The sequence below is a fragment of the Arthrobacter sp. StoSoilA2 genome (assembly GCF_019977195.1).
Classification (GTDB): domain Bacteria; phylum Actinomycetota; class Actinomycetes; order Actinomycetales; family Micrococcaceae; genus Arthrobacter.
Map to the genome: position 1 here is coordinate 311,691 of NZ_AP024643.1, position 20,379 is coordinate 332,069.

The window sequence follows — 20,379 nt, forward strand, 5'->3', positions numbered from 1 at the left end:
AAAGTTTTTTCAAGCTTCCTCTCTGTGAGAATGGTTCTAATTACGGCACTAGAAACTGTTGACAATTTACAATTTGGCGGCCTAGAGTCGAATCATCGGGCACGAACCTTCCAGCCCGCCAGGCACGATTTCGCGGTTCAGCTCGCCTCTTTCGATACCTCCACACACACGGGGCAAGCCCCCTTCCATCTCCCGAAAAGAACGGAAACCCCATGGCAGAGACCAACTTCCGGCCGAAGTACATCTCCTTCGATGTCTACGGCACGCTGATCAACTTCGACATCGATCCCACCACCCGGCGGCTGCTCGATGGACGCATCTCCGAAGAGCAGTGGCCTACGTTCAAGAAGCAGTTCCGTGGCTACCGCTTCGACGAGGTCCTGGGGGACTACAAGCCGTATGAGGCGATCCTGCAGGATTCCTTTGACCGGGTGTGCAAGCGCTGGGGCATTGGGCCCACCGAAGGTGCCGGCGCAGCGTTCGCTGACGCCGTCCGCGGTTGGGTTGCGCACGAGGATGTGCCGGCCCCGCTGAAGCTCATGGGCGACAACTACCAGTTGGTGGCGTTGTCCAACGCGGACGACAGTTTCCTGGATATCAGCATCCCGAAGCTGGGTGCAGAGTTCCACGCGGTCCTGACTGCCGAGCAGGCACAGGCCTACAAGCCGCGCTACCAGGCTTTCGAGTACATGCTCGATACCCTGAACGCCAAGCCGGAGGACTTCCTGCACGTCTCCTCGCACACCCGGTACGACATGCATCCGATGCATGACATGGGCTTCCGTAACCTCTGGATGCTGGACCGTGGCTACGACCCCATTGGCGGGGGCTACGACCTCACCACGGTTAAGTCCCTGGACGAGATCAACAAGCACCTCGGTCTCTAAACCGGCTTCGAAGCGAAAGGTCATACCGTGAAACTTGTTCCCTACTGGCTCGATACTGCAGAGCCTTCCGGCGATTACCGCCGCACTCCGGTCCCGGAGAACGTTGATGTTGCGATTATCGGTGCCGGCTTTACCGGGCTGTCAGCAGCCCTTGAATTCGCCAAGCAGGGCGCCAGTGTGGCCGTTTTCGAACGCCACACTGTTGGCTGGGGCGCTTCAGGCCGTAACGGGGGAATGGCTACGACCGGTTTGGCCATTGGCTTCAGCACGGCAGTCAAGCGCTACGGAGCTCCCCGTGCAGTTGAGATGTTCCGCGAATACAACGATGCCATCGAAACCATCGAGAAGCTGGTGCACGACAACGGCATCGACTGCGATTTCAAGCGTTTCGGCAAGCTCTCCCTGGCGTTCCACAAGTCCCACTACGATGGCTTCCTGAAGTCCCAGGAGCTGCTGGCAAACCTGGTCGATCACCACGTAAAGGTCATCCCCAAGTCAGAGATCCACAGCGAAATCGGCACGGACTTCTACCAAGGTGCCATGATGGATCCGCTGGGTGCCGGTCTTCACGTAGGGAAGTTCGTGCACGGCCTGGCAAAGGTGGCAATCGACAACGGCGCAGTCATTTGCGAGAACGCATCGGTCACCGAGCTGAACAAGGTCTCGGGCACAGTGCACGATGTCCACACCACCCGTGGCATTACCCGGGCCAAGCAGGTCCTGGTCGCCACCAGCGGCTACACCGGCAACATCACCCCGTGGCTGCAGCGCCGCGTGATCCCGGTTGGCAGTTTCATCATCTGCACGGAGCCTCTGTCCGAAGAAGTGGTGAACCGCATCCTGCCGAACAGGCGCCAGGCCTCTGACAGCAAGATGCTGACGTACTACTTCCGGATCACGCCGGACAACAGGCTGCTGTTCGGTGGCCGGGCCCGGTTCGCTTTGTCCAGCCCGGATTCGGACGTCAAGAGCGCCGAAATCCTGCACAAGGCCATGACTGAGCTCTTCCCGTACCTCTCCAAGGCCAAGGTGGACTACATCTGGGGCGGTCTGGTGGATCTATCCATGGACCAGATGGTCCATGCCGGCCAGCATGACGGCCTGTTCTACTCCCTCTGCTACAGCGGCCATGGCGTTCAAATGGCGGCCCACATGGGTAAGCGGATGGCCCACTACATGGCCGGCGACAAGTCGGCAAATGTGTGGGAAGACCTGAAGAACCCGCCGGTTCCGGGCCACTTCGGCCCGCCATGGTTCCTGCCGTTCATTGGCGGAGCCGCGAAGATCATCGACCGTATCAAGTAGACATTCCGCTAGCCAGGCAAGGTAAAGGTTCCCATGAGTTCATCAACAACCGTCGCTGGAGCGCGCCTAAAAACAGCTGAGGAAACGGCCTACAGGCGGGCAAGCGTTGCGGCGCTTCCCGGAGGCGCGTTCCTCGAAGGCCTTTGGGAGACCGCAGACAGGATCCTGGAAGTACGGGACCCTGAAGACGGCGTGCTGTTGGGCACTGTGTGTTCTTCAACCCCGCAGGATGTCCGCCGGGCGATTGCCCACATTCACCGCCACCTCCTGGACGATGAATGGCCTCTCCGGGAACGCCGCGAGGCCCTGGAACGGGCTGCAGTGCTCCTGGCTGAGCAGTCGGTACGGTTTTCGGAGATCATTGCCGCCGAGAGCAGCAAGACCATCAACGAGGCCGAGCGTGAAGTGCGCCGGTGCATCGAGACGTTGCGGCTTTCGGCGGCAGCGTCGAGCGAACTCGTGGGGGAAACTCTCGGCTTTGAGGACAGCATGGCGGGAGCCAACAAGATCGGCTGGTACAGCCGCAAGCCTGTTGGCATCATCGCTGCCATTACGCCCTTCAACGATCCGCTGAACCTTGTGGCACACAAGCTGGGCCCGGCGCTGATCGGAGGCAACGGCGTCGTACTTAAACCCTCAGGCCGCACGCCGCTGACCGGGCTGGCTTTCGTTCAGCTGTTGCTTGAGGCCGGTGTTCCGACAGGTCGCGTCGCCGCGATCGTGTCGGGACCCGGGGTGTCCGAAGCGATCGTGACCGACCCCCAGGTGGACCTCATCTCTTTCACCGGCGGGCCGGCCACGGCCGACCGCATTGCTGGCGCCGCGGGAGCAAAGAAGATCCTTTCGGAACTGGGCGGCAACAACGCTACGATCGTCTGCGCCGATGCTGAACCGGCAGCTGCTGCTGAGGCGATCGTCGCCGGGGCATTCGGTGTGGCCGGCCAGAACTGCCTGTCGGTCCAGCGCGTTTACGTCCACATTTCGCTGTTCGACGAAGTCCTTGAAAAGGTACTCACGGGGACCAGCGCGCTCCGCGTCGGAGCAAAGATGGACCGCAGCACCGATGTCGGCCCGCTCATCAGCGAAGCGGAGGCCCGGCGGGTTGAGGCATGGGTGGAGGAGGCCAAAGCGGCCGGCGCCACTGTCCGTGTGGGCGGTCAGCGCCACGGCGCCTTCTACCAGCCGACCGTTCTCACCGATGTGCCGGCAGACGCCCGCGTCATCATTGAGGAAGTGTTTGGCCCCGTGGTCAGCATCACGCCCTTCATCCAGATCTCCGACGCCATCCATGCGGCCAATGCCTCCGAATACGGGCTCCAGGCTGGTGTCTTCACAGAATCCATTGACCTGGCACTGGCAATTGCCGACAAGCTGCATGTCGGGGCGGTGGTCATCAACGAGACAAGCGACGTCCGGATCGATTCCATGCCCTTTGGCGGTTTCAAGAAGTCCGGGGTTGGCCGTGAAGGCGTCAAGCACGCAGTCCGCGAAATGACAGAGCCCAAGAGCACCATTATCAAACTGGCGGAGCCCGCCACCCGCTGGCAGCAGCTGACGGGCACCTCAGAACGGAACGCATCATGACTACCCACAAAATCGCGGTCATCGCCGGCGACGGTATCGGCAAGGAAGTCGTCCCTGCGGCCATCGAAACCCTTGAGCGAATCGCTGAGATCCACTCCATCAACCTGAAATTCACGCACTTCGACTGGGGATCTGACTACTACGCCCAGCACGGCCGCATGATGCCGGTGGACGGCCTGGACCAGCTCGCTCAGCATGACGCCATTTTCCTGGGTGCCGTGGGCTCCCCGGAGGTCTCCGATGCTGAATCGCTGTGGGGGTTGCTGATTCCCATCCGCCGCGAATTCCAGCAGTACATCAACCTGCGGCCGGTAAAAACGCTCGACGGCGTGAAGTCGCCCCTGGCGAACAAGGAACCGATCGATATCCTCATCGTGCGTGAAAACAATGAGGGGGAATACTCGGAGGTCGGTGGGCGCATGTACCGCGGGCTGCCCCACGAAACCGCTGTCCAGGAAACCATCTTCACCCGCCTGGGAGTGTCCCGGGCAGCGCACTACGCCGCCTCGCTCGCGTCCTCCCGCAGGGGCCACCTGACTTCGGCCACCAAGAGCAACGGCATCATCCACACCATGCCGTTCTGGGACGAGGTAGTGGAAGAAACCACCCGCCTCTACCCTGACGTAACGCTCACCAGCGAACTGGTGGACGCCTTGGCTGCGCACCTGGTCCTCAAACCCTGGACCCTGGACGTCATTGTCGCCTCCAACCTGCTGGGCGACATCCTCTCGGACCTGGGCAGCTCGGTCACCGGTTCCATCGGTGTGGCTCCCAGCGCGAACCTGAATCCCGACGGTGATTTCCCATCCCTCTTTGAGCCGGTGCACGGATCTGCTCCGGACATCGCAGGGAAGGGACTGGCAAACCCGGTGGGCCAGATGTGGTCCGGCGCGATGATGCTGCAGCACCTGGGCCACCCGGAAGCCGCTGAGCACCTGCAGCAGGCATTCGAGGCAGTGTTGCGCGAGGGCCTCGGGACCCGCGACGTGGGAGGCCCGTCGTCGACGTCGGAATTCACCGCCGCTGTTTTGGCCGCTATCGATGTGATTGATGTGGCTGGCTCGATCGAGGCCAGTGCGGCGACCAAGCCCGCAGGAGCACCGGCGTCGTCATGACGGTTACCCCTGGACGCAAGAGGCCTGTTGTCACGGCACTGTATCGGGAGGCTTTGCCGCCCCGGTTGGAGGAGATCGAAGCCCTGGCCGAGGTCCGGCTGACCAAGGCAGAGGGACTGGCTGAAGCGATGGACGGTGCGGATGTCCTGTACCAGTGGCATTCCTTTTCCCCTGCCTTGCGGGAGAACTGGGACGCAGCGTCATCGCTGAAGTGGGTCCATGTAACGGCAGCGGGCGTTAGCCAACTCCTGTTCGACGAGCTCATCCAGAGCGACGTGGTCTACACGAATTCCCGTGGAGTCCTGAGCCGTGCAATTGCCGAATTCACGCTGGGTTTCGTCCTGGACCTTGCCAAAGACTCGCAGGGCTCGTTCAAGCTTCAGCAGCAGCAGCGCTGGCAGCACAGGGTCACCCGTAAGATCCAGGGTCAACGCGCCCTGGTGGTGGGCACCGGTTCCATCGGGCGGGAAATTGCGTCCCTTTTCCGTGCAGTGGGCCTGCACGTCAGCGGCGCCGGGCGAAGCAGCCGTCCGGGAGATGAACTGTTCGACCACATCCATTCATCCCGGGACCTCGCCGGGATCGTCGGCGACGTCGACTACCTCGTCCTGGCAGCGCCACTGACCGGGGACACCAAGGGACTCGTGGGCGCTGACGTCCTTTCCGCCATGAAATCCACCGCGCACCTCATCAACGTGGGCCGGGGGGAACTGGTTGGGACCGACGCGCTGGTGGAAGCCCTGGCCTCCGGATCCATTGCCGGTGCAGCACTGGACGTAGTCCATCCCGAACCGCTTCCCGCCGGGCATCCTTTATGGAGCATGGACAACGTCATCATCACACCCCACATGAGCGGCGACACCGAGGACTACCTCGATGACCTGGGGCAATTGTTCGTGGACAACCTGCGACTCTTCAGTCAAGGCAAACCCCTGCTGAACATCGTGGACAAAAACCTTGGTTTCGTCCCGGTGTCCTGATCCTGTTTCCCGCCACCCAGCTTTATTTTCCTAAGGAACTTTGCCATGAGCACCTCAACGACGACGCTCACCCAAATCAACCACTTCATCAACGGCGCCGAGTCCACAGGTGAGGGGGAACAGACCAGGCCGGTGTTCAACCCGGCGACCGGGCAGGTCACGGCTGAGTTGCGCCTGGCGAACGAGGCTGACCTGAACACTGCGGTGGCTGCTGCGAAGAAGGCAGCGGAGTCCTGGGGGGATATTTCGCTGGCGAAGCGCACGGGCGTGTTGTTCAAGTTCCGTGAACTCGTCGCCGCGCACGTGGATGAGCTTGCTGAGTTGATCACGGCCGAGCACGGGAAGGTGATCTCCGATGCGAAGGGTGAGATCGGCCGCGGCCTGGAAGTGATCGAGTTCGCCTGTGGCATCCCGCAGCTGCTCAAGGGTGATTACTCGGACCAGGTCTCCACCGGAATCGATGTCTTCTCCTTCCGCGAACCCCTGGGTGTGGTTGCAGGGATTACGCCGTTCAACTTCCCCGTGATGGTGCCGCTGTGGATGGCCCCGATGGCCATCGCCACCGGCAACGCGTTCATCCTCAAACCCTCCGAGCGGGACCCGTCCGCTCCGATGCTGCTCGCGAGCCTGTGGAAACAGGCCGGCCTGCCCGATGGGGTGTTCCAGGTCCTGCACGGCGGCAAGGAAACCGTAGACGGCCTGCTGACCCACCCGGACGTGGACGGCATCTCCTTTGTGGGTTCGACCCCGATCGCCCAGTACGTCCATGAGACCGCCACCAAGCACGGCAAAAGGGTCCAGGCCCTGGGCGGGGCGAAGAACCACGCCATCGTGATGCCCGACGCGGACCTGGACAACGCAGCGGACCACCTCGCGGCTGCCGCTTTCGGTTCCGCGGGGGAGCGGTGCATGGCGATCTCCGTCGCCGTGGCTGTGGGGGACGCTGCGGATTTGCTGGTGAAGAAGGTCCAGGAACGTGCGTTGGCGGTGAAGGTCGGCAACGGTACCGAACCCGGCGCGGAGATGGGCCCGGTCATCACCCCCGCTTCCAAGGAACGCATCCTCAGGATCGTCACCGAAGCAGAAACCGCCGGTGCGGCGATGGTGGTGGACGGCCGTGACCTGGTGGTCCCCGGCCACGAAGACGGGTTCTGGGTCGGCCCCACCGTGATCGACCACGTCAAGACCGAAATGACCGCCTACACCGAGGAAATCTTCGGACCCGTGCTCGTGGTGGTCCGCGTCGCCGACCTCGAGGAAGGCATCGCGCTGATCAACGCCAACCCGTACGGCAACGGCACCGCGATCTTCACCTCCTCAGGCGCGAACGCCCGCAAGTTCCAGCGCTCGGTCACGGTCGGGATGGTGGGCATCAACGTGCCCCTGCCCGTCCCGGTGGCCTACCACTCCTTCGGCGGCTGGAAGAACTCCCTCTTCGGCGACAAGCACATCTACGGCCCCGAAGGCGTCTCCTTCTACACCCGCGGCAAAGTCATCACCTCCCGCTGGCCCGAACCCACCCACGCCTCCGGCGCCTCCTACAACTTCCCCTCCAACTAACAGCCGCGTTCCGGGGCCAACTGCCGAAAGAAGGATGACATGCCTACTACCGTGAAGGCCTATGTGGCCTCGTCTGCTGCCTCGGCACTCACCCCTGGCACTGTGAAGCGGCGCGATCCGGGCGATTTCGATGTGCTGATTTCCATCAAGTACACCGGAATCTGCCACTCCGACATCCACGCCGCGCGCGGAGACTGGGCCAGCAACTACCCCCTGGTGGTGGGCCACGAGATCGTCGGAGTGGTGGAAGCCGTCGGTCCAAAAGTCACCCGCCATGCCGTAGGGGACCGGGTGGGGGTGGGCTGTTTCGTTGATTCCTGCAGGGAATGCGTCAATTGCCGGGCAGGGGAGGAGCAGTACTGCCTGCAAGGTGCCACGAGCACCTACAACTCTTTCGGCCGTGACGGACAGCCCACCGCGGGTGGTTACAGCACAGGAATCGTCGTGGATGAGAACTACGTCCTCCGGATTCCCGATGGCCTGCCTCTCCAGGACGCGGCCCCGCTGTTGTGTGCGGGAATCACCATGTATGCGCCGCTGCGTAACTGGAAAGCCGGGCCAGGCAAGCGCGTGGCCATCATAGGTATGGGCGGTCTGGGCCATATGGGGGTGAAGATCGCCGCGGCCTTGGGAGCCGAAGTCACGGTACTCAGCCAATCGCTGAAGAAGCAGGAGGACGCCGTCAGGCTCGGCGCCACCAGCTACTACGCAACATCTGAACCCGCCACCTTCGAATACCTGAAGGGCCAGCTGGACCTGATCATCAACACCGTCTCCGCGGACATCGACGTGGATGCGTATCTGTCCTTGCTTGCCTTGGACGGCACCATGGTCCTCGTGGGCCTGCCCTCCAAACCCCCAAACCAGCGCGCGTGGTCTCTGGTGGAATTCCGACGCAACCTCAGCGGCTCAAGAATGGGCGGAATCCGCCAAACACAGGAAATGCTGGACTTCTGCGCCGCCCACGGCCTCGGAGCAGACGTGGAAGTCATACACGCAAACCAGATCAACGAAGCATTCGAACGCGTACTCGCCAGCGATGTCCGCTATCGCTTCGTCATCGACGCCACAACGTTCTGAGGCACCCTGCTGAAGGGCAAATTATTACGGACGCCAAGAACGCCATTTCGCGGAAATAAAGAGGTAAGGCTAACCTAAATAGTCTTCAATTTCCTCTGTGCTTCCCCGGGCACACTTATCAGGCGGTTCCATTGCGCAAACTCAGCCCATTCGCAGCCCTTGGTCTTGCGGCCCTCCTTGCCCTAACGGGTTGTGGCCTGAGCGGGGCCCAGACGGGTACCGCCGGGAAGATCGCGGATACCAACCAGCGCATTGTGGTGGACAACTTCCGTGCACCCGTTGCCAACTGGGCGCTGGAATCCGACTCCGCGTACATCCTGTCGCTGTCCGGGTGCCTGGAGACGCTGACCAAGTACGACTCCGCCGAGGGCAAAGTGGTTCCGTTCCTTGCAACCGAATGGAAGCAGGTCTCACCCCTTGAGTGGGACTTCACCCTTCGCCAGGGCGTTAAGTTCCAGGACGGAACCGACCTCACTGCCGAGTCGGTGGCTGAGGCCCTTAACGCCGTTCTCAAGGCCAAGGTCCCTGCCCGGGCATTCAACCCGGGCATTGTCAGCGGTGTCCAGGCCATGGATGCCAAAACAGTTCGTGTGACAACTCCTGCGGAGAGCCCGCTGGTGCCGTACCGGCTTGCCAGCGTCAACACCGGCATCCTGTCGCCGGCTGCTTACCAGGGCACCACCGTGGACCCCTTCGGTCACTGCACCGGGCCGTTCGTTCCCGTGTCCGAGAAGGCCAAGCAGTCCCTGACGCTGGACCGCAACAAGAACTACTGGGGCGGCGAGGTGCAACTCGCTGGAGCCGAAGTCCGCTTCATCACCAACGGCGCGACCCGCGCAGCCCAGGTCCAAACCGGGGAAGCTGACATCTCCCTTTCCATCCCTGCCTCGGGCCTCTCCACGCTTAAGAACGCGCCCGAGGTTTCTGTTCTCAAAGCCAACTCACCCCGCACGGCGACGCTCTACATGAACAACGGACGTGCTCCCTTCAACAACGTCGACTTCCGCAAGGCCCTGCGGTCTGCGCTGGATCTTGATGCCCTGGCGGCCAGCGTCTACGAGGGCGCAGCCCTCCCGGCAGCGGGACCATTCGCACCCTCCGAACCGTGGGCAACAGGCAAAGCAAGCGCGCCGAAGCAGAACATTGAGGAAGCAAAGAAGCTCCTCGCCGATGCTGGATACAGCGCGGACAGGCCCTTGGAGATCATTGCCATCGTCGAACGGTCGGAATTCGCCGACGTCGCCACCGTGATTCAGGACAACCTGAAGAGCATTGGTGTCCCAGTCACTATCCAGGCCAAGGAATACGCCTCCGCTGAGCCTGATGTTCTGGCCGGCAACTATGACATGATCCTCAGCCAACGAAACCGGCTGATAGATATCGCAGATCCGATCGGCTTCCTCACCGCGGATTACACGTGCAAGGGCAGCTACAACCTCAGCCACTTCTGCAACGAGGAGTACGACTCCACCATTGCCGAAGCGGCCCGGACGTCCAACACCGAGGAACGCTACAAGCTGTATGCCAAGGCCGGCCAGATCCTGGATGACCAGGCCGTGAACCTCTGGCTGGTGAACGAACAAGCAACTGATGCTATCCGCAGCAACGTCCTCTCCTACGTTCAGGACCCGCTGTCCCGTTACGTCCTGACAGCCCAGACCGCAAAGTCCGGCTCCTAGCAGCGAGCCGGACCAACGAACCAAACCCCGCATGATCATGTTCCTTGCGAAGCGGACGGCGACCCTCATGGCCGCCGTCCTGCTGTCGTCTTTCGCTGTTTTCCTCATCCCCTACGTCACCCCGGGCGATCCTGTCCGCAAGATCATCCGCTCACGGGTGGCCGGGGATGTTGTGGACGATTCCACCGTCCAGGCCCTCGGCCAAAGCCTGGGCCTCCACGATCCACTCCCTGTCCAGTACTTCCGATGGCTCGGAGATTTCTTCAGCGGCGACATGGGGCTATCGCACATCAGCCGGACGCCCGTTGTTGACCAGGTAATGCCCGCTCTCGGCATCACCCTCAGCCTGGTGATCGTGGCGCTGGGCATTGCGGTCGCGGTTTCGCTGCCGTTGGGGATCGTCGCAGGACTGAAGCAAGGTGGCAAAGCCGACAAACTGATCACCACCATTACCCAGTCCTTCATCGCCATGCCCGAATACTGGCTGGCACCGCTCCTGGTCCTGGTATTCGCCCTCAAACTGTCCTTGCTGCCGTCAGCTGGCTGGAACACCACATCCTCCATAGTCCTGCCGGCGGTAACCCTCGCCCTGCGACCCATCAGCTTCTTCACCTCAGCGGTGCGCTCCGGCATGATCGATGCCTTGGAAGCAGAGCACATACAAGCCGCCAGGGCCCGCGGTCTCAGTCACGCCCAGACCGTCATGCGGCACGTCATTCCCAACGGGTTGGTCCCGTTGTCCACTCTTTTCGCCGTATGGTTCGCCGGTCTCCTGGGAGGTTCGGTCATTGTGGAGGTCATTTTCGCGATTCCGGGCATGGGACGGCTCCTGTACGACGCCGTGGTGAACAGCGACATTCCCCTGGCGCAGGGCGGTGTTGTCGTGGTCGTTGCATTGGCCGTAGCAATCACCACCCTCGCGGACTTCCTCCATCGGATCCTCAGCCCTAAGGTGAGTGGCGCCCTTGCGTAACCTCTCAGCGGTAGACAAGGCCGCCGTCGTCGTTCTCGCCCTGGTGGTAGCCGCTGTAGCGGCCGCGCCCTGGCTGACGCCGTTCCCGCCGGACGACCAGGACCTTGCCGCGCGCCTTGCATCGCCTGGCGCCACTCATTGGCTGGGAACGGACCACCTTGGGCGGGACACCCTCAGCAGATTGCTCGACGGCGGCCGCTTCTCCTTGGTGGTGGCTGCACTGGCCACGGTGCTGACTGGACTCGTCGGCCTGGTGATCGGCGTGCTGAGTGCGCGCCGCAAAGGCTGGCTGGACGAGTTCTTTACCCGCACGAATGATGTCCTGCTCGCCTTGCCGGAGATGGTGGTGGCACTGTTTATCGTGGCTGCGATGGGTACCGGATTCTCATCGTTGCTCGTGGCGCTCACGGTCACGGGGTGGACGCCGTTCGCCCGGCTTGCGCGAACGCTTGCATTTGACGTCTCTGCACGCGGATTCGTTGAAGCGGCGCGCGTGGTGGGCTGTTCGCCGTCGTTCATTATTTTCCGCCACATCCTTCCGCACCTGGCAGCGCCGATGCTGGGACAGGCGACGCTGCGGTTCGGGCAGCTCCTGATCAGCGTCGGAGCGTTGTCCTACCTTGGGCTGGGCGTCCAACCGCCGCAATCCGACTGGGGCTCCATGGTGGCAGCGGCCCAACCGTACGCTGAACGGGCTCCGTGGGGGATCATCGCCCCCGGACTTGCCATCTTCCTGGTGGCTCTCTGCGTCACCCTGATCGGCCAACGGGCCTCCCGCCGGGCAGCGGACCCCGTGGATGTCCTTGTAGTGGAGGGCCAGCATGCCTGATCTCATCATCGAGGACCTGACCGTCCGCAGCGCGGCCGCACAGCCTCATGTCCTGCCAGGGCCACCAATCCTGTCCGGCGTCAGCCTGACGGTCCGGCCGGGCGAGTTTGTTGCCCTCGTGGGAGGCTCGGGCTCGGGAAAGACGATGACCGCCAAGTCCGTCCTGCAGTTGCTGCCGGAGCCGCTGCGGATTGAATCGGGCTCCATCCGGCTGGGCCCGCTGGATGTAACGCAGGCGCCTGAAGCAGAGCTAAACCGTATCCGCGGGGGGCGACTGGGCATGCTGTTCCAGCAGCCCAAGAGGATGTTCAACCCGAACAAGACCATCCGCAAGCACCTCAAGGAACCCCTGAAGCTGCACGGTGGCCTGGGTGGCAAACCGGCGGACCGGAAGGTACTTGAGCTGCTCGCCGAAGTGGGTTTCGAAGATCCGGAATGGGGCGCGCGGGCCTACCCGCACCAGCTGTCCGGTGGGATGGCACAACGGGCAATGACCGCGATGGCGTTGGCCGGCCAACCCGAAATCCTGCTGGCAGACGAGCCCACCTCCGCCCTGGACAAGGTGCTGGAAAGCCAGATCCTGGAATTGCTGGACCGTGAGCGCAGGCAGCGTGGGCTCGGCATTCTCTACATCACGCACAACCTGGCTTCCGTGGCAGCCTTTGCGGACCGGGTCCTGGTGATGGACGCCGGGAAAATCGTGGAATCCGGCACCACGGAAGCAGTTCTAGGCAGCCCCAAAACTGCCTACACACGGAAGCTCTTGGACGCATCAAACCTGTTGCCCATCAGCATCACGGACGTCACCCCGGAGGGCCGTAGCGTGCTGACCCTGACGAACGTCGTCAAACGCTTCGGGGCCCGGAAGCGCTTCGGCCGCGGCAACGTGGACCGCCCAGCTTTGAACTCCGTTTCGCTCGACCTCAAACGGGGCGAGATCCTAGGTGTGCTCGGCCAATCCGGGTCCGGGAAAAGCACCCTCGCAAGGGCAATCGTCGGGCTCGAAGGGATCAGCGGCGGCAGCATCACCCGTACCCTGGCGGCAGGCGAGGCCAGTCCGCCAACCGCCGTGCAGCTGGTTTTCCAGGAACCCCACGATTCCTTCGACCCCCGAATGACGCTCCGCGCCAGCCTTGAGGCTCCCCTCCGCCGCAACATGGGGCTCTCGTCCGCCGAGCGGTCACAGCGCCTTCACGACGCCATGAAGGAAGTGGAACTGGAACCGTGCCTACTGGACAGGCGCCCTGGACAATGCTCCGGTGGGCAACTGCAGCGTGTCACGATTGCCCGGGCGCTCCTGTTGGAACCAGAGATTCTCATCTGCGACGAAGCCACCTCGGCGCTGGACGCACTAACCCAGCGAACCATTCTTGACCTGCTGCAACGCCTGCACCGGGACCGTGGATTGTCATTGATGATCATCACCCACGACATGGACGTCGTGCGGCACATGTGCCAACGCGTGGCCGTGCTCTTCCAGGGCCGCCTGGTGGAACTTACCGACACCCACAAGTTCTTCGCCGAGCCCCAGCACGAGCACAGCCGGGATCTGGTGTCCGCGGCGATACCGTGCCGGGGACTGCACCTTAAGAAGATGCGCGCGGCGAGCTAGGAAAAGATGCGCGCGGCGAGCTAGCACTCATCACGCGTACAGCCCCGTCAGCAGTTCCACAATCCGTTCGCGCTCCTGAGGTGGATCCTTCGTGGACCACGCGAGGTACACGGGCACGGGCGCAACGTCACGGACCGGCCGATAAATGATGCCCCGACGTCGATACTGGTGGGCCGTGGACTCGGCAGTCATCCCGCGCGCCGCCCCGCTGCCAATCGTCGTCAGCCAATCGTCCACATCATTAATGGGCACGATGTCCGGCCGCGCCTCCTCGGGCCATAGCTCAAGCGTTGTGCTTCCCGTCCGCAAGTCCATGGCCACGGGTCGCTGGGCTACCTGCGCCAGGGTCACAGAACGCCGTGAGGCCAGCGGATCGTCCGAGGACATGGCACAGTACCGCTTCTCCTCACCAATCCGGACATGTTCGACGCCGGCCGCATCCGGAAGGCGTCGAAGGATAGCGAAGTCGGTGGTTCCATCTGCCAAGCCGCCGGTAGGGGAATTGGAGTGCAGGAGCTGCAGCTCCACACCAGGTATTACGACCGCCCATCGGCGCTGGAACTCCATGGTGTGCGCGCCTAAAGCGGACCACGCGTAGCCGATCCGGACCTTTCCAGTACCGGACCGGGCCTCCCTTTCGAGGTCGCCCAGAAGTGAGAGGATCCGCCGCGCCTTGGCCACGACGCGCTCGCCGGACGGGGTTAAGCCGACGCTGCGGGTGGTCCGTTCCAGCAGCCGTACCCCGAGAACTTGTTCGAGCCCGGAGATGTTGCGTGAAACGGCAGCTTGGGACATTCCCAGTTCAATAGCTGCGTCTGTGAATGTACCCTCCTCGACTACTGCCAGAAGGCACCGCAATTGCCTCACCTCGACGTCCATACCGCCCATCCTATTCATGCGCCCACCGCATAAATAGCATCGTCCATGCATTTAGCGGATACGTTGCCCGAGCGCAGAATTTCACCATGATCGATACGAGGGCAATTGGAGTAAAGCCGTCCCGGAAGGCCGGGGGTGCGGCGACGCTCCTGGCCAGCGCACTTTCCAACCAACTTGGCGCCGCAACGGCATCATTCGCCTTTCCGGTCATGGGACCTGTAGGTGTGGTGGCGGTGCGCCAGCTCGTGGCGGCTGCAGTTCTCTTGCCTATCGTCAGGCCGCGGTTGAGGGAATTGCGCTGGCGGCAATGGTGGCCCGTCCTTCTGCTCGCAGTCTCGTTCGGCACCATGAATCTCGGCCTGTATGCGTCCATCCAACGGATCGGCCTTGGACTTGCCGTCACCCTTGAGTTCCTTGGGCCCCTGGCTGTGGCCTTGATCAGCTCGCGACGAAAAAGCAGTGCGGTCTGCGCTGTGGTCGCTGCATTCGGCGTCCTGGCCATCACCCGGCCCGAGGCATCCATGGACGTCGTAGGGATCGGCTTGGGGCTCATCGCCGCTTGCAGCTGGGCCGCCTACATCCTCCTGAACCGGACTGTCGGCCAAAGAGTGCAGGGCATCCAGGGCACAGCAGCCGCAACAGGAGTGTCGGCGACGCTGTTCCTGCCTGTCGCCGTCGTGGTTTTCATCAGTCAACCACTGGACGGCCTGGCCGTTCTCTGCGCCGTGGCGGCCGGAATCTTCGCATCCGTGCTGCCTTACGTGGCTGATCTGATCGCGCTTAGGCGGGTCCCCGCGAACATGTTCGGCGTGCTCATGAGCATCAACCCTGTGTTTGCCGCGGTCATTGGCGCCGTGATCCTGCACCAGGACCTGGCCGCGGGGCAGTGGGTGGGAATCGGGCTGATCGTCGCCGCCAATGCCGGGGTGCTGCTGCTGCGGGAGCAGGACCCAACTGAGTCGCATTAGAGCGCGTTTAGAGCCGTCTAAACGCGCTCAGCTGCGACTCAGTTGGGAGAGAACGCGGCGCGGAAGGCTGCCAACGCTGCGTCCCCCGCCTGGATTCCCTGGCCGCCGATTGCATTGGCCTCCATGCCAATCACGCCCGCGTACCCGGCGTCGCGGAGTGCTTTGGCGATGGCCGGGTAGTTGATCTCGCCGGTCCCTGGTTCGAAACGGCCCGGCACGTCGGCAACCTGGATCTCGCCAGTAAATGGCTGGGCTGAGCGCACCAGCTCAATAAGGTTCCCTTCACCGAGCTGCGCGTGGTAGAGGTCCAGCATCATCTTCACGTTGGGATGGTTGACGGCCTCGACCAAGGCGTGTGTGTCCTTGGCGCGTGCCAGCGGAATGCCGGGGTGGTCCAGGATAGTGTTCAGGTTTTCCAGGGCAAACACGATGCCGTGCCTTTGGCCCAGTTCAGCCAGCTGTTCCAAGGTTCGCAGGCCGGTCAGCCACATCTCACCGGTTGACCGCTGGAGCGGGCGGACAGCCCGTCCGCCTTCACCGAGTTCGCCAGGGTGAACCACCATGCGTTCAACGCCCAGCTCCAGTGCCGTGGGGATCAGCTTCTCTGCGGAGGCCAGGACTTCATGCGCAGTGGCAGGATCAATAACGCTGCCGCCGAAGTAGCCGCTCATGGAGGAGAACGTGGCGCCGGTTGCTGCGAGGGCCGGGATGTCCTGGCCGCGGGTGTCCCAAAGCTCCACCTCGAAACCTTGATCGTGAATGCGGCGTATCCGATCGATTAATGGCAGCTCGCCGTAGACCATCTCCGCGCAGACAGCCAAGCGGAAGCTCATGCTCCGTGCCCCACGGCCTGAAGCTGTGCGGTCGGGTGCGTTTCGGCTGGACGAAGGTCCGCAATCGAGGAAACATCCACGGGAAGCCCCGTCCGGGCTGACGTGAAAGCGGCCAGGGCAACCGCCAAGGCGTTGCGCGCATCCACGCCGCCGGGGGCAGCTACAGCGGCGGGCGGGTTTGTCGGCGTCGTGCGTTCACTTGCTCGCCCGCGGCGTGCTGCGACGTCGTCCGCGAAGTGGGCCAGCTCTGCCGTATAGGCATCGTGGAAGAGATCGATGTTCAGGCGCGTGGTGTCCGAGCCGATGCCCGCGGCTGTGTAGCGGGTGGCGTTGGTGGCCTGTGGGCTGCCTGCGGTGACCATGCCGGCAGAGCCGAACACTTCGCCGCGGACGTCGTAACCGTACAGGGCGTTGAAGTTGGCTTCGGCTACAGCGATGGCGCCGTTGCTGTACGTGACAGTGACGACCGCAGTGTCCAGGAGGCCGCCGGCCTTGGCCTCGGGAGCAATCAAAGCATCTGCGACTGCATGGACTTTCACGGGGACGGCGCCCGGATTCAGCCAGTTCAGGGTGTCGAAATCGTGGATCAGGGTTTCCAGGAAGATGGTGCCGGGGGCGATCCTCTCCGGGTTGCTGATGCCGGCTTCGGTGCCGGGATCGCGGGTGAGGGAGCGGAGCAGCTGCGGGACTCCGACTGCGCCGTCGTCGATCAGCTTCCGGGCGGCGGCGAAATCCGTGGAGTAGCGGCGGTTGAAACCGAAACGGAGCACGACGCCGGCACTTGCCGCCGCTTCAATGGCGGAGTCGAGTTCGGCGATGGTCCGTCCGCCGGGCTTCTCGCAGAACACGTCCTTACCGGCTTTGGCGGCAGCGGTTATCAGTTCGGAATGGAACCGCAGGGGAGTGGCGATAAGTACGGCGTCCACATCGGGATCGGCGAGGACGTCGGCAACATCGGTGCTGATTTTGGTGACGCCGAGGCGGCTTGCCAACGTTTCCAGGGCTGGCAGGACCGGATCAGCAATGGCTTCCAACCGGGTGTTGGGAATCCTCCGGGCGATGGATTCGGCATGGAATTTGCCGATCCAGCCGGCGCCGATTACAGCGATGCGGACAGGTCGGTCCTCGATGACCGGGTGCTGAAGATACGTCATTGTTGTTCCTCGATTCACGCGTCTAGATCGTTCTAGTGAACCAATGGTTGCATGTTCGGGGCGCTGTCGTCTAGATCGTTCTAGATGCCTCTTGTGCCTGGTTGGATGGCATCGTTCCGCCGGGCACGTGGATGGGGAAGATGACGCCCGAAGGCCAGCCTGATGAGCGGGGTCAGCAAAAGGAGCAGCAGGACGCTGCCAACGCCAACAATGCCAGTGAGGAAAACCAGGCCGGCCATGAACAGGAGGTGGATGTCGGTGGTATCGGCAAGCGGTAGGACGGCCGATATTGCCGATACCTGGTTGAGGGTGTTCATGTGTGGCTCCTGACGCGCATGGGTTGCTCGTTCGAACACTTTTTAAGTGCGCTGAGGAGAAGAAAAATGTCGCTGTTGCGGCAACACGTTCAGGGCCACCTGGGTGGATATTGCGGGCGCTAAGGAAGTACGCGCGTTTCCAGGCTATCCCTGCAGCCGCTGCCGGAACTGCCGGGGAGTCTCGCCCACGTCCTTGAGGAAGTGCCGGTTGAAGTTGGACAGATTGGTGAAACCCACCTCGTAGCAGATCTCTGAGATGGCTTTGTCCGTGCGCTCCAGAAGACTCCGCGCGTGCGCCAGCCTAAGCTTCCGCACAAGGTCGCTGAAGTTCTGGCCGGTGGCGCGTTTGAAATACTTGGAGAACGTGGGTTCGGCCATTCCCACCATTGCGGCGGCTTCGGACATGCTGACGCTGCCGGCGTGGTTGCTGAAAACGTACTCCAGGACGATGTCCACCACGGCCTGGGCCTGGCCGTCCAATTGGGGGCGGAACCATTCATCGGCCAGGTAATTCCGTTCGTTCCGGGGTGCCCTGGTGAGGATCGCAAAGAGCGCCAGCAAATGATGGAGCCGCTCCAGTCCGTGGGAACGGCCCATCGCCTCGATGGACGCAGCCGCCGACACTGCGGTGGCTCCAACGAACTCAATGCCGCGTGCTGACTGTTCCAACAAGGGCTTTACCTCGGCAAGTTCGGGGACCACGGTGGCGGCCTGATCCACCCACTTTCCGTCGAACTGGATCACGGCATCGCGGTTCTTGAGCAACTCTCCTGGCTCCAGGTCGCTGACCCAGTCGTGGGGGAGCCCGGAGCCAACCAGTGCGACGTGGCCCGCCTCGAAAGTGCCGATGTGGTCTCCCACGATGAATTTTCCTGTTCCCTTGCGGATGAGGTGGATCTCATATTCGGGGTGGTAATTCCACCGCGCAACCGGGCTGGGATAGTCGTGTTGATGCCACCGCACAGAGTGGTTCGGGTCCTCGGGAATAACCTCCCTGTTGGCGCGCATCCCCAGCAGGCGTTGGGCAAGCCGCGCGGCTGCGCCGTCGTTCGGTTCCGCGGAGCTCACGATGCTCTCCAATGCTGATGGGGAAAATAAGTATCAGTATGCGTCATCCAGGACGCTAGTTGTGCCCCACCCCACACGCCTAATGTTGAGGAACACAACGAGGCACCCCGGCTTTGCGGGTTGAATGCCTCGCTCAGGCTCTTACTCCAACGCAGCAGTCGGAGTGGGAAGACTGCGCATCCCCTGAAGAACGAAGGAGTCCTCAATGCGCCCAAAAACACGTGTGGCAGCCCTTGGAGCGGGCGCCCTGTGCATCGCGCTTTCCGCCACGGCGTGCGCCGGAGCGGGCGGAGCGGGGGCAGGTGACCAGAACAGCATCAATGTGCTGATGGTCAACAACCCGCAGATGGAAGACCTGCAGAGGCTCACTGCGGACAACTTCACCAAGAAAACCGGTATCCGGGTCAACTACACGGTTCTGCCCGAGAACGATGTCCGGGCCAAGATCAGCCAGGAATTCTCCAGCCAAGCCGGTCAATACGATGTTGCCTCGTTGTCCAACTACGAGATTCCGTTCTACTCAGCCAACGGCTGGCTGGCCCCGCTGGACGACGTCGCCAAGGATCCCGACTTCAACCAGGCAGACATCCTTCCGGCCTACACGGCCTCCCTCACCGGCACAGACGGCAAACTTTACGGCGAACCGTTTTACGGCGAGTCTTCATTCCTGATGTACCGCAAGGATGTCTTCGACGCCAAGGGCCTCACCATGCCGGAGAAGCCCACTTGGGATGAAGTGGCCGATCTTGCGGCCAAGGTAGACGGTGCCGAGCCGGGCATGAAGGGCATCTGCCTGCGTGGCCAGCCCGGCTGGGGACAAGTTTTCGCACCGCTGACGACGGTTGTCAACACTTTCGGCGGCACTTGGTTCGACAAAGACTGGAACGCACAGGTCGACTCTCCCGAATTCACGGAAGCAACAGATTTCTACACCAAACTGGTCCGCGAGCACGGTGAAGCCGGCGCCGCACAGGCAGGGTTCACGGAATGCCTGAACAACCTGACCCAGAGCAAAGTGGCCATGTGGTACGACGCCACCTCGGCCGCTGGCGCCCTCGAAGCCGACGCCTCGCCGGTCAAGGGCAAGATAGGTTACGCCCAGGCCCCCGTGAAAAAGACCAACTCCTCCGGCTGGTTGTGGACGTGGTCGTGGGCCATGCAGGCGGCCTCGAAGAAACAGGATTCCGCCGAAAAGTTCATCGCCTGGGCCAGCTCCAAGGAATACGAAGAACTCGTGGCCTCCAAGCTTGGTTGGGCGAAGGTTCCCTCCGGCAAGCGCATCTCCACCTACGAGAACGCCGACTTCCAGAACGCGGCTCCGTTCTTCAAGGCTGAACGCTTTGCTATTGAAAATGCAGATCCGAAGAACCCCGGTATTCAGGAACGGCCCGCCGTCGGAATTCAATTTGTGGGCATCCCGGAGTTCGCAGCACTTGGCACCAACGTCTCGCAAGGCGTCAGTTCCGCCATCGCCGGGCAAGGCAGCGTGACCGACGCTCTGGCCAAGGGCCAGCAAGCCGCGCAAAAAGTCGGCGACAAGTACAAGAAGCAATAAC

18 protein-coding genes are annotated in these 20,379 nt (G+C 62.4%); 13 read left to right on the forward strand and 5 right to left on the reverse strand.

Translation table 11 applies throughout. The features are described 5' to 3' along the window. The first annotated feature begins 212 nt into the window (after window positions 1–212). The 11 genes from LDN82_RS01525 to LDN82_RS01575 all read left to right on the forward strand — a co-directional run bounded on the left by LDN82_RS01525 (window position 213) and on the right by LDN82_RS01575 (window position 13,604). On the forward strand, window positions 213–887 hold the full coding sequence (locus LDN82_RS01525; protein ID WP_224094853.1) for a haloacid dehalogenase type II: 675 nt from the start codon (window positions 213–215) through the stop codon (window positions 885–887). 27 nt (window positions 888–914) lie between these two features. Beyond that, window positions 915–2,192, forward strand: a complete 1,278-nt coding sequence (locus LDN82_RS01530) for an FAD-binding oxidoreductase (RefSeq protein WP_224166108.1) — start codon at window positions 915–917, stop codon at window positions 2,190–2,192. A 33-nt stretch (window positions 2,193–2,225) separates the two neighbouring features. Beyond that, entirely contained in the window at window positions 2,226–3,776 is a 1,551-nt protein-coding gene (locus tag LDN82_RS01535) for an aldehyde dehydrogenase family protein (RefSeq protein ID WP_224166109.1), read from the forward strand. Continuing rightward, window positions 3,773–4,891, forward strand: coding sequence for a tartrate dehydrogenase (locus LDN82_RS01540; protein WP_224166110.1), 1,119 nt, complete (start codon window positions 3,773–3,775; stop codon window positions 4,889–4,891). Before LDN82_RS01535 ends, LDN82_RS01540 begins: the two co-directional genes overlap by 4 nt. After that, on the forward strand, window positions 4,888–5,871 hold the full coding sequence (locus LDN82_RS01545) for a D-2-hydroxyacid dehydrogenase (protein WP_224166111.1): 984 nt from the start codon (window positions 4,888–4,890) through the stop codon (window positions 5,869–5,871). The genes LDN82_RS01540 and LDN82_RS01545 overlap by 4 nt, the downstream gene beginning before the upstream one ends. 45 nt (window positions 5,872–5,916) lie before the next feature. Continuing rightward, entirely contained in the window at window positions 5,917–7,431 is a 1,515-nt protein-coding gene (locus tag LDN82_RS01550) for a CoA-acylating methylmalonate-semialdehyde dehydrogenase (protein ID WP_224166112.1), read from the forward strand. Window positions 7,432–7,470: 39 nt separating this feature from the next. Beyond that, the gene (locus LDN82_RS01555) at window positions 7,471–8,511 is read left to right on the forward strand and encodes an NAD(P)-dependent alcohol dehydrogenase (RefSeq protein ID WP_224166113.1); all 1,041 of its coding nucleotides are present in this window, start codon (window positions 7,471–7,473) and stop codon (window positions 8,509–8,511) included. Window positions 8,512–8,642: 131 nt separating this feature from the next. Then, a complete protein-coding gene (locus LDN82_RS01560; RefSeq protein ID WP_224166114.1) occupies window positions 8,643–10,190 on the forward strand; it encodes an ABC transporter substrate-binding protein in 1,548 nt (515 codons plus the stop codon). A 31-nt stretch (window positions 10,191–10,221) separates the two neighbouring features. Beyond that, window positions 10,222–11,163: an ABC transporter permease gene (locus tag LDN82_RS01565; RefSeq protein WP_224166115.1), complete on the forward strand. Its 942-nt coding sequence runs from the start codon at window positions 10,222–10,224 to the stop codon at window positions 11,161–11,163. Then, window positions 11,147–11,992 carry an ABC transporter permease gene (locus LDN82_RS01570; protein ID WP_224166116.1) on the forward strand — a complete coding sequence of 282 codons (846 nt, stop codon included), beginning with the start codon at window positions 11,147–11,149 and terminating at the stop codon, window positions 11,990–11,992. Before LDN82_RS01565 ends, LDN82_RS01570 begins: the two co-directional genes overlap by 17 nt. Continuing rightward, window positions 11,985–13,604, forward strand: coding sequence for an ABC transporter ATP-binding protein (locus tag LDN82_RS01575; protein WP_224166117.1), 1,620 nt, complete (start codon window positions 11,985–11,987; stop codon window positions 13,602–13,604). The genes LDN82_RS01570 and LDN82_RS01575 overlap by 8 nt, the downstream gene beginning before the upstream one ends. Before the next feature lie 30 nt (window positions 13,605–13,634). Here the strand turns inward: LDN82_RS01575 and LDN82_RS01580 are convergent, their stop codons facing one another. Continuing rightward, a complete protein-coding gene (locus LDN82_RS01580; protein ID WP_224166118.1) occupies window positions 13,635–14,483 on the reverse strand; it encodes a LysR family transcriptional regulator in 849 nt (282 codons plus the stop codon). An 86-nt stretch (window positions 14,484–14,569) separates the two neighbouring features. Here LDN82_RS01580 and LDN82_RS01585 point away from each other — a divergent pair, with 86 nt between their 5' ends. Continuing rightward, the gene (locus LDN82_RS01585; RefSeq protein ID WP_224166119.1) at window positions 14,570–15,451 is read left to right on the forward strand and encodes an EamA family transporter; all 882 of its coding nucleotides are present in this window, start codon (window positions 14,570–14,572) and stop codon (window positions 15,449–15,451) included. 38 nt (window positions 15,452–15,489) lie between these two features. Here the strand turns inward: LDN82_RS01585 and LDN82_RS01590 are convergent, their stop codons facing one another. The 4 genes from LDN82_RS01590 to LDN82_RS01605 all read right to left on the reverse strand — a co-directional run bounded on the left by LDN82_RS01590 (window position 15,490) and on the right by LDN82_RS01605 (window position 18,823). Beyond that, window positions 15,490–16,284 carry a TIM barrel protein gene (locus LDN82_RS01590; protein WP_224166120.1) on the reverse strand — a complete coding sequence of 265 codons (795 nt, stop codon included), beginning with the start codon at window positions 16,282–16,284 and terminating at the stop codon, window positions 15,490–15,492. Further along, window positions 16,281–17,438: a Gfo/Idh/MocA family oxidoreductase gene (locus tag LDN82_RS01595; protein WP_224166121.1), complete on the reverse strand. Its 1,158-nt coding sequence runs from the start codon at window positions 17,436–17,438 to the stop codon at window positions 16,281–16,283. Before LDN82_RS01595 ends, LDN82_RS01590 begins: the two co-directional genes overlap by 4 nt. A gap of 80 nt (window positions 17,439–17,518) precedes the next feature. Continuing rightward, on the reverse strand, window positions 17,519–17,755 hold the full coding sequence (locus tag LDN82_RS01600) for a hypothetical protein (RefSeq protein WP_224166122.1): 237 nt from the start codon (window positions 17,753–17,755) through the stop codon (window positions 17,519–17,521). A 144-nt stretch (window positions 17,756–17,899) separates the two neighbouring features. Then, on the reverse strand, window positions 17,900–18,823 hold the full coding sequence (locus tag LDN82_RS01605) for an AraC family transcriptional regulator (RefSeq protein ID WP_224166123.1): 924 nt from the start codon (window positions 18,821–18,823) through the stop codon (window positions 17,900–17,902). 205 nt (window positions 18,824–19,028) lie between these two features. On the opposite strand from LDN82_RS01605, the gene LDN82_RS01610 reads away from it, so the two are divergent. Beyond that, window positions 19,029–20,378: a sugar ABC transporter substrate-binding protein gene (locus tag LDN82_RS01610; protein ID WP_224166124.1), complete on the forward strand. Its 1,350-nt coding sequence runs from the start codon at window positions 19,029–19,031 to the stop codon at window positions 20,376–20,378. Window position 20,379: the final 1 nt, after the last annotated feature.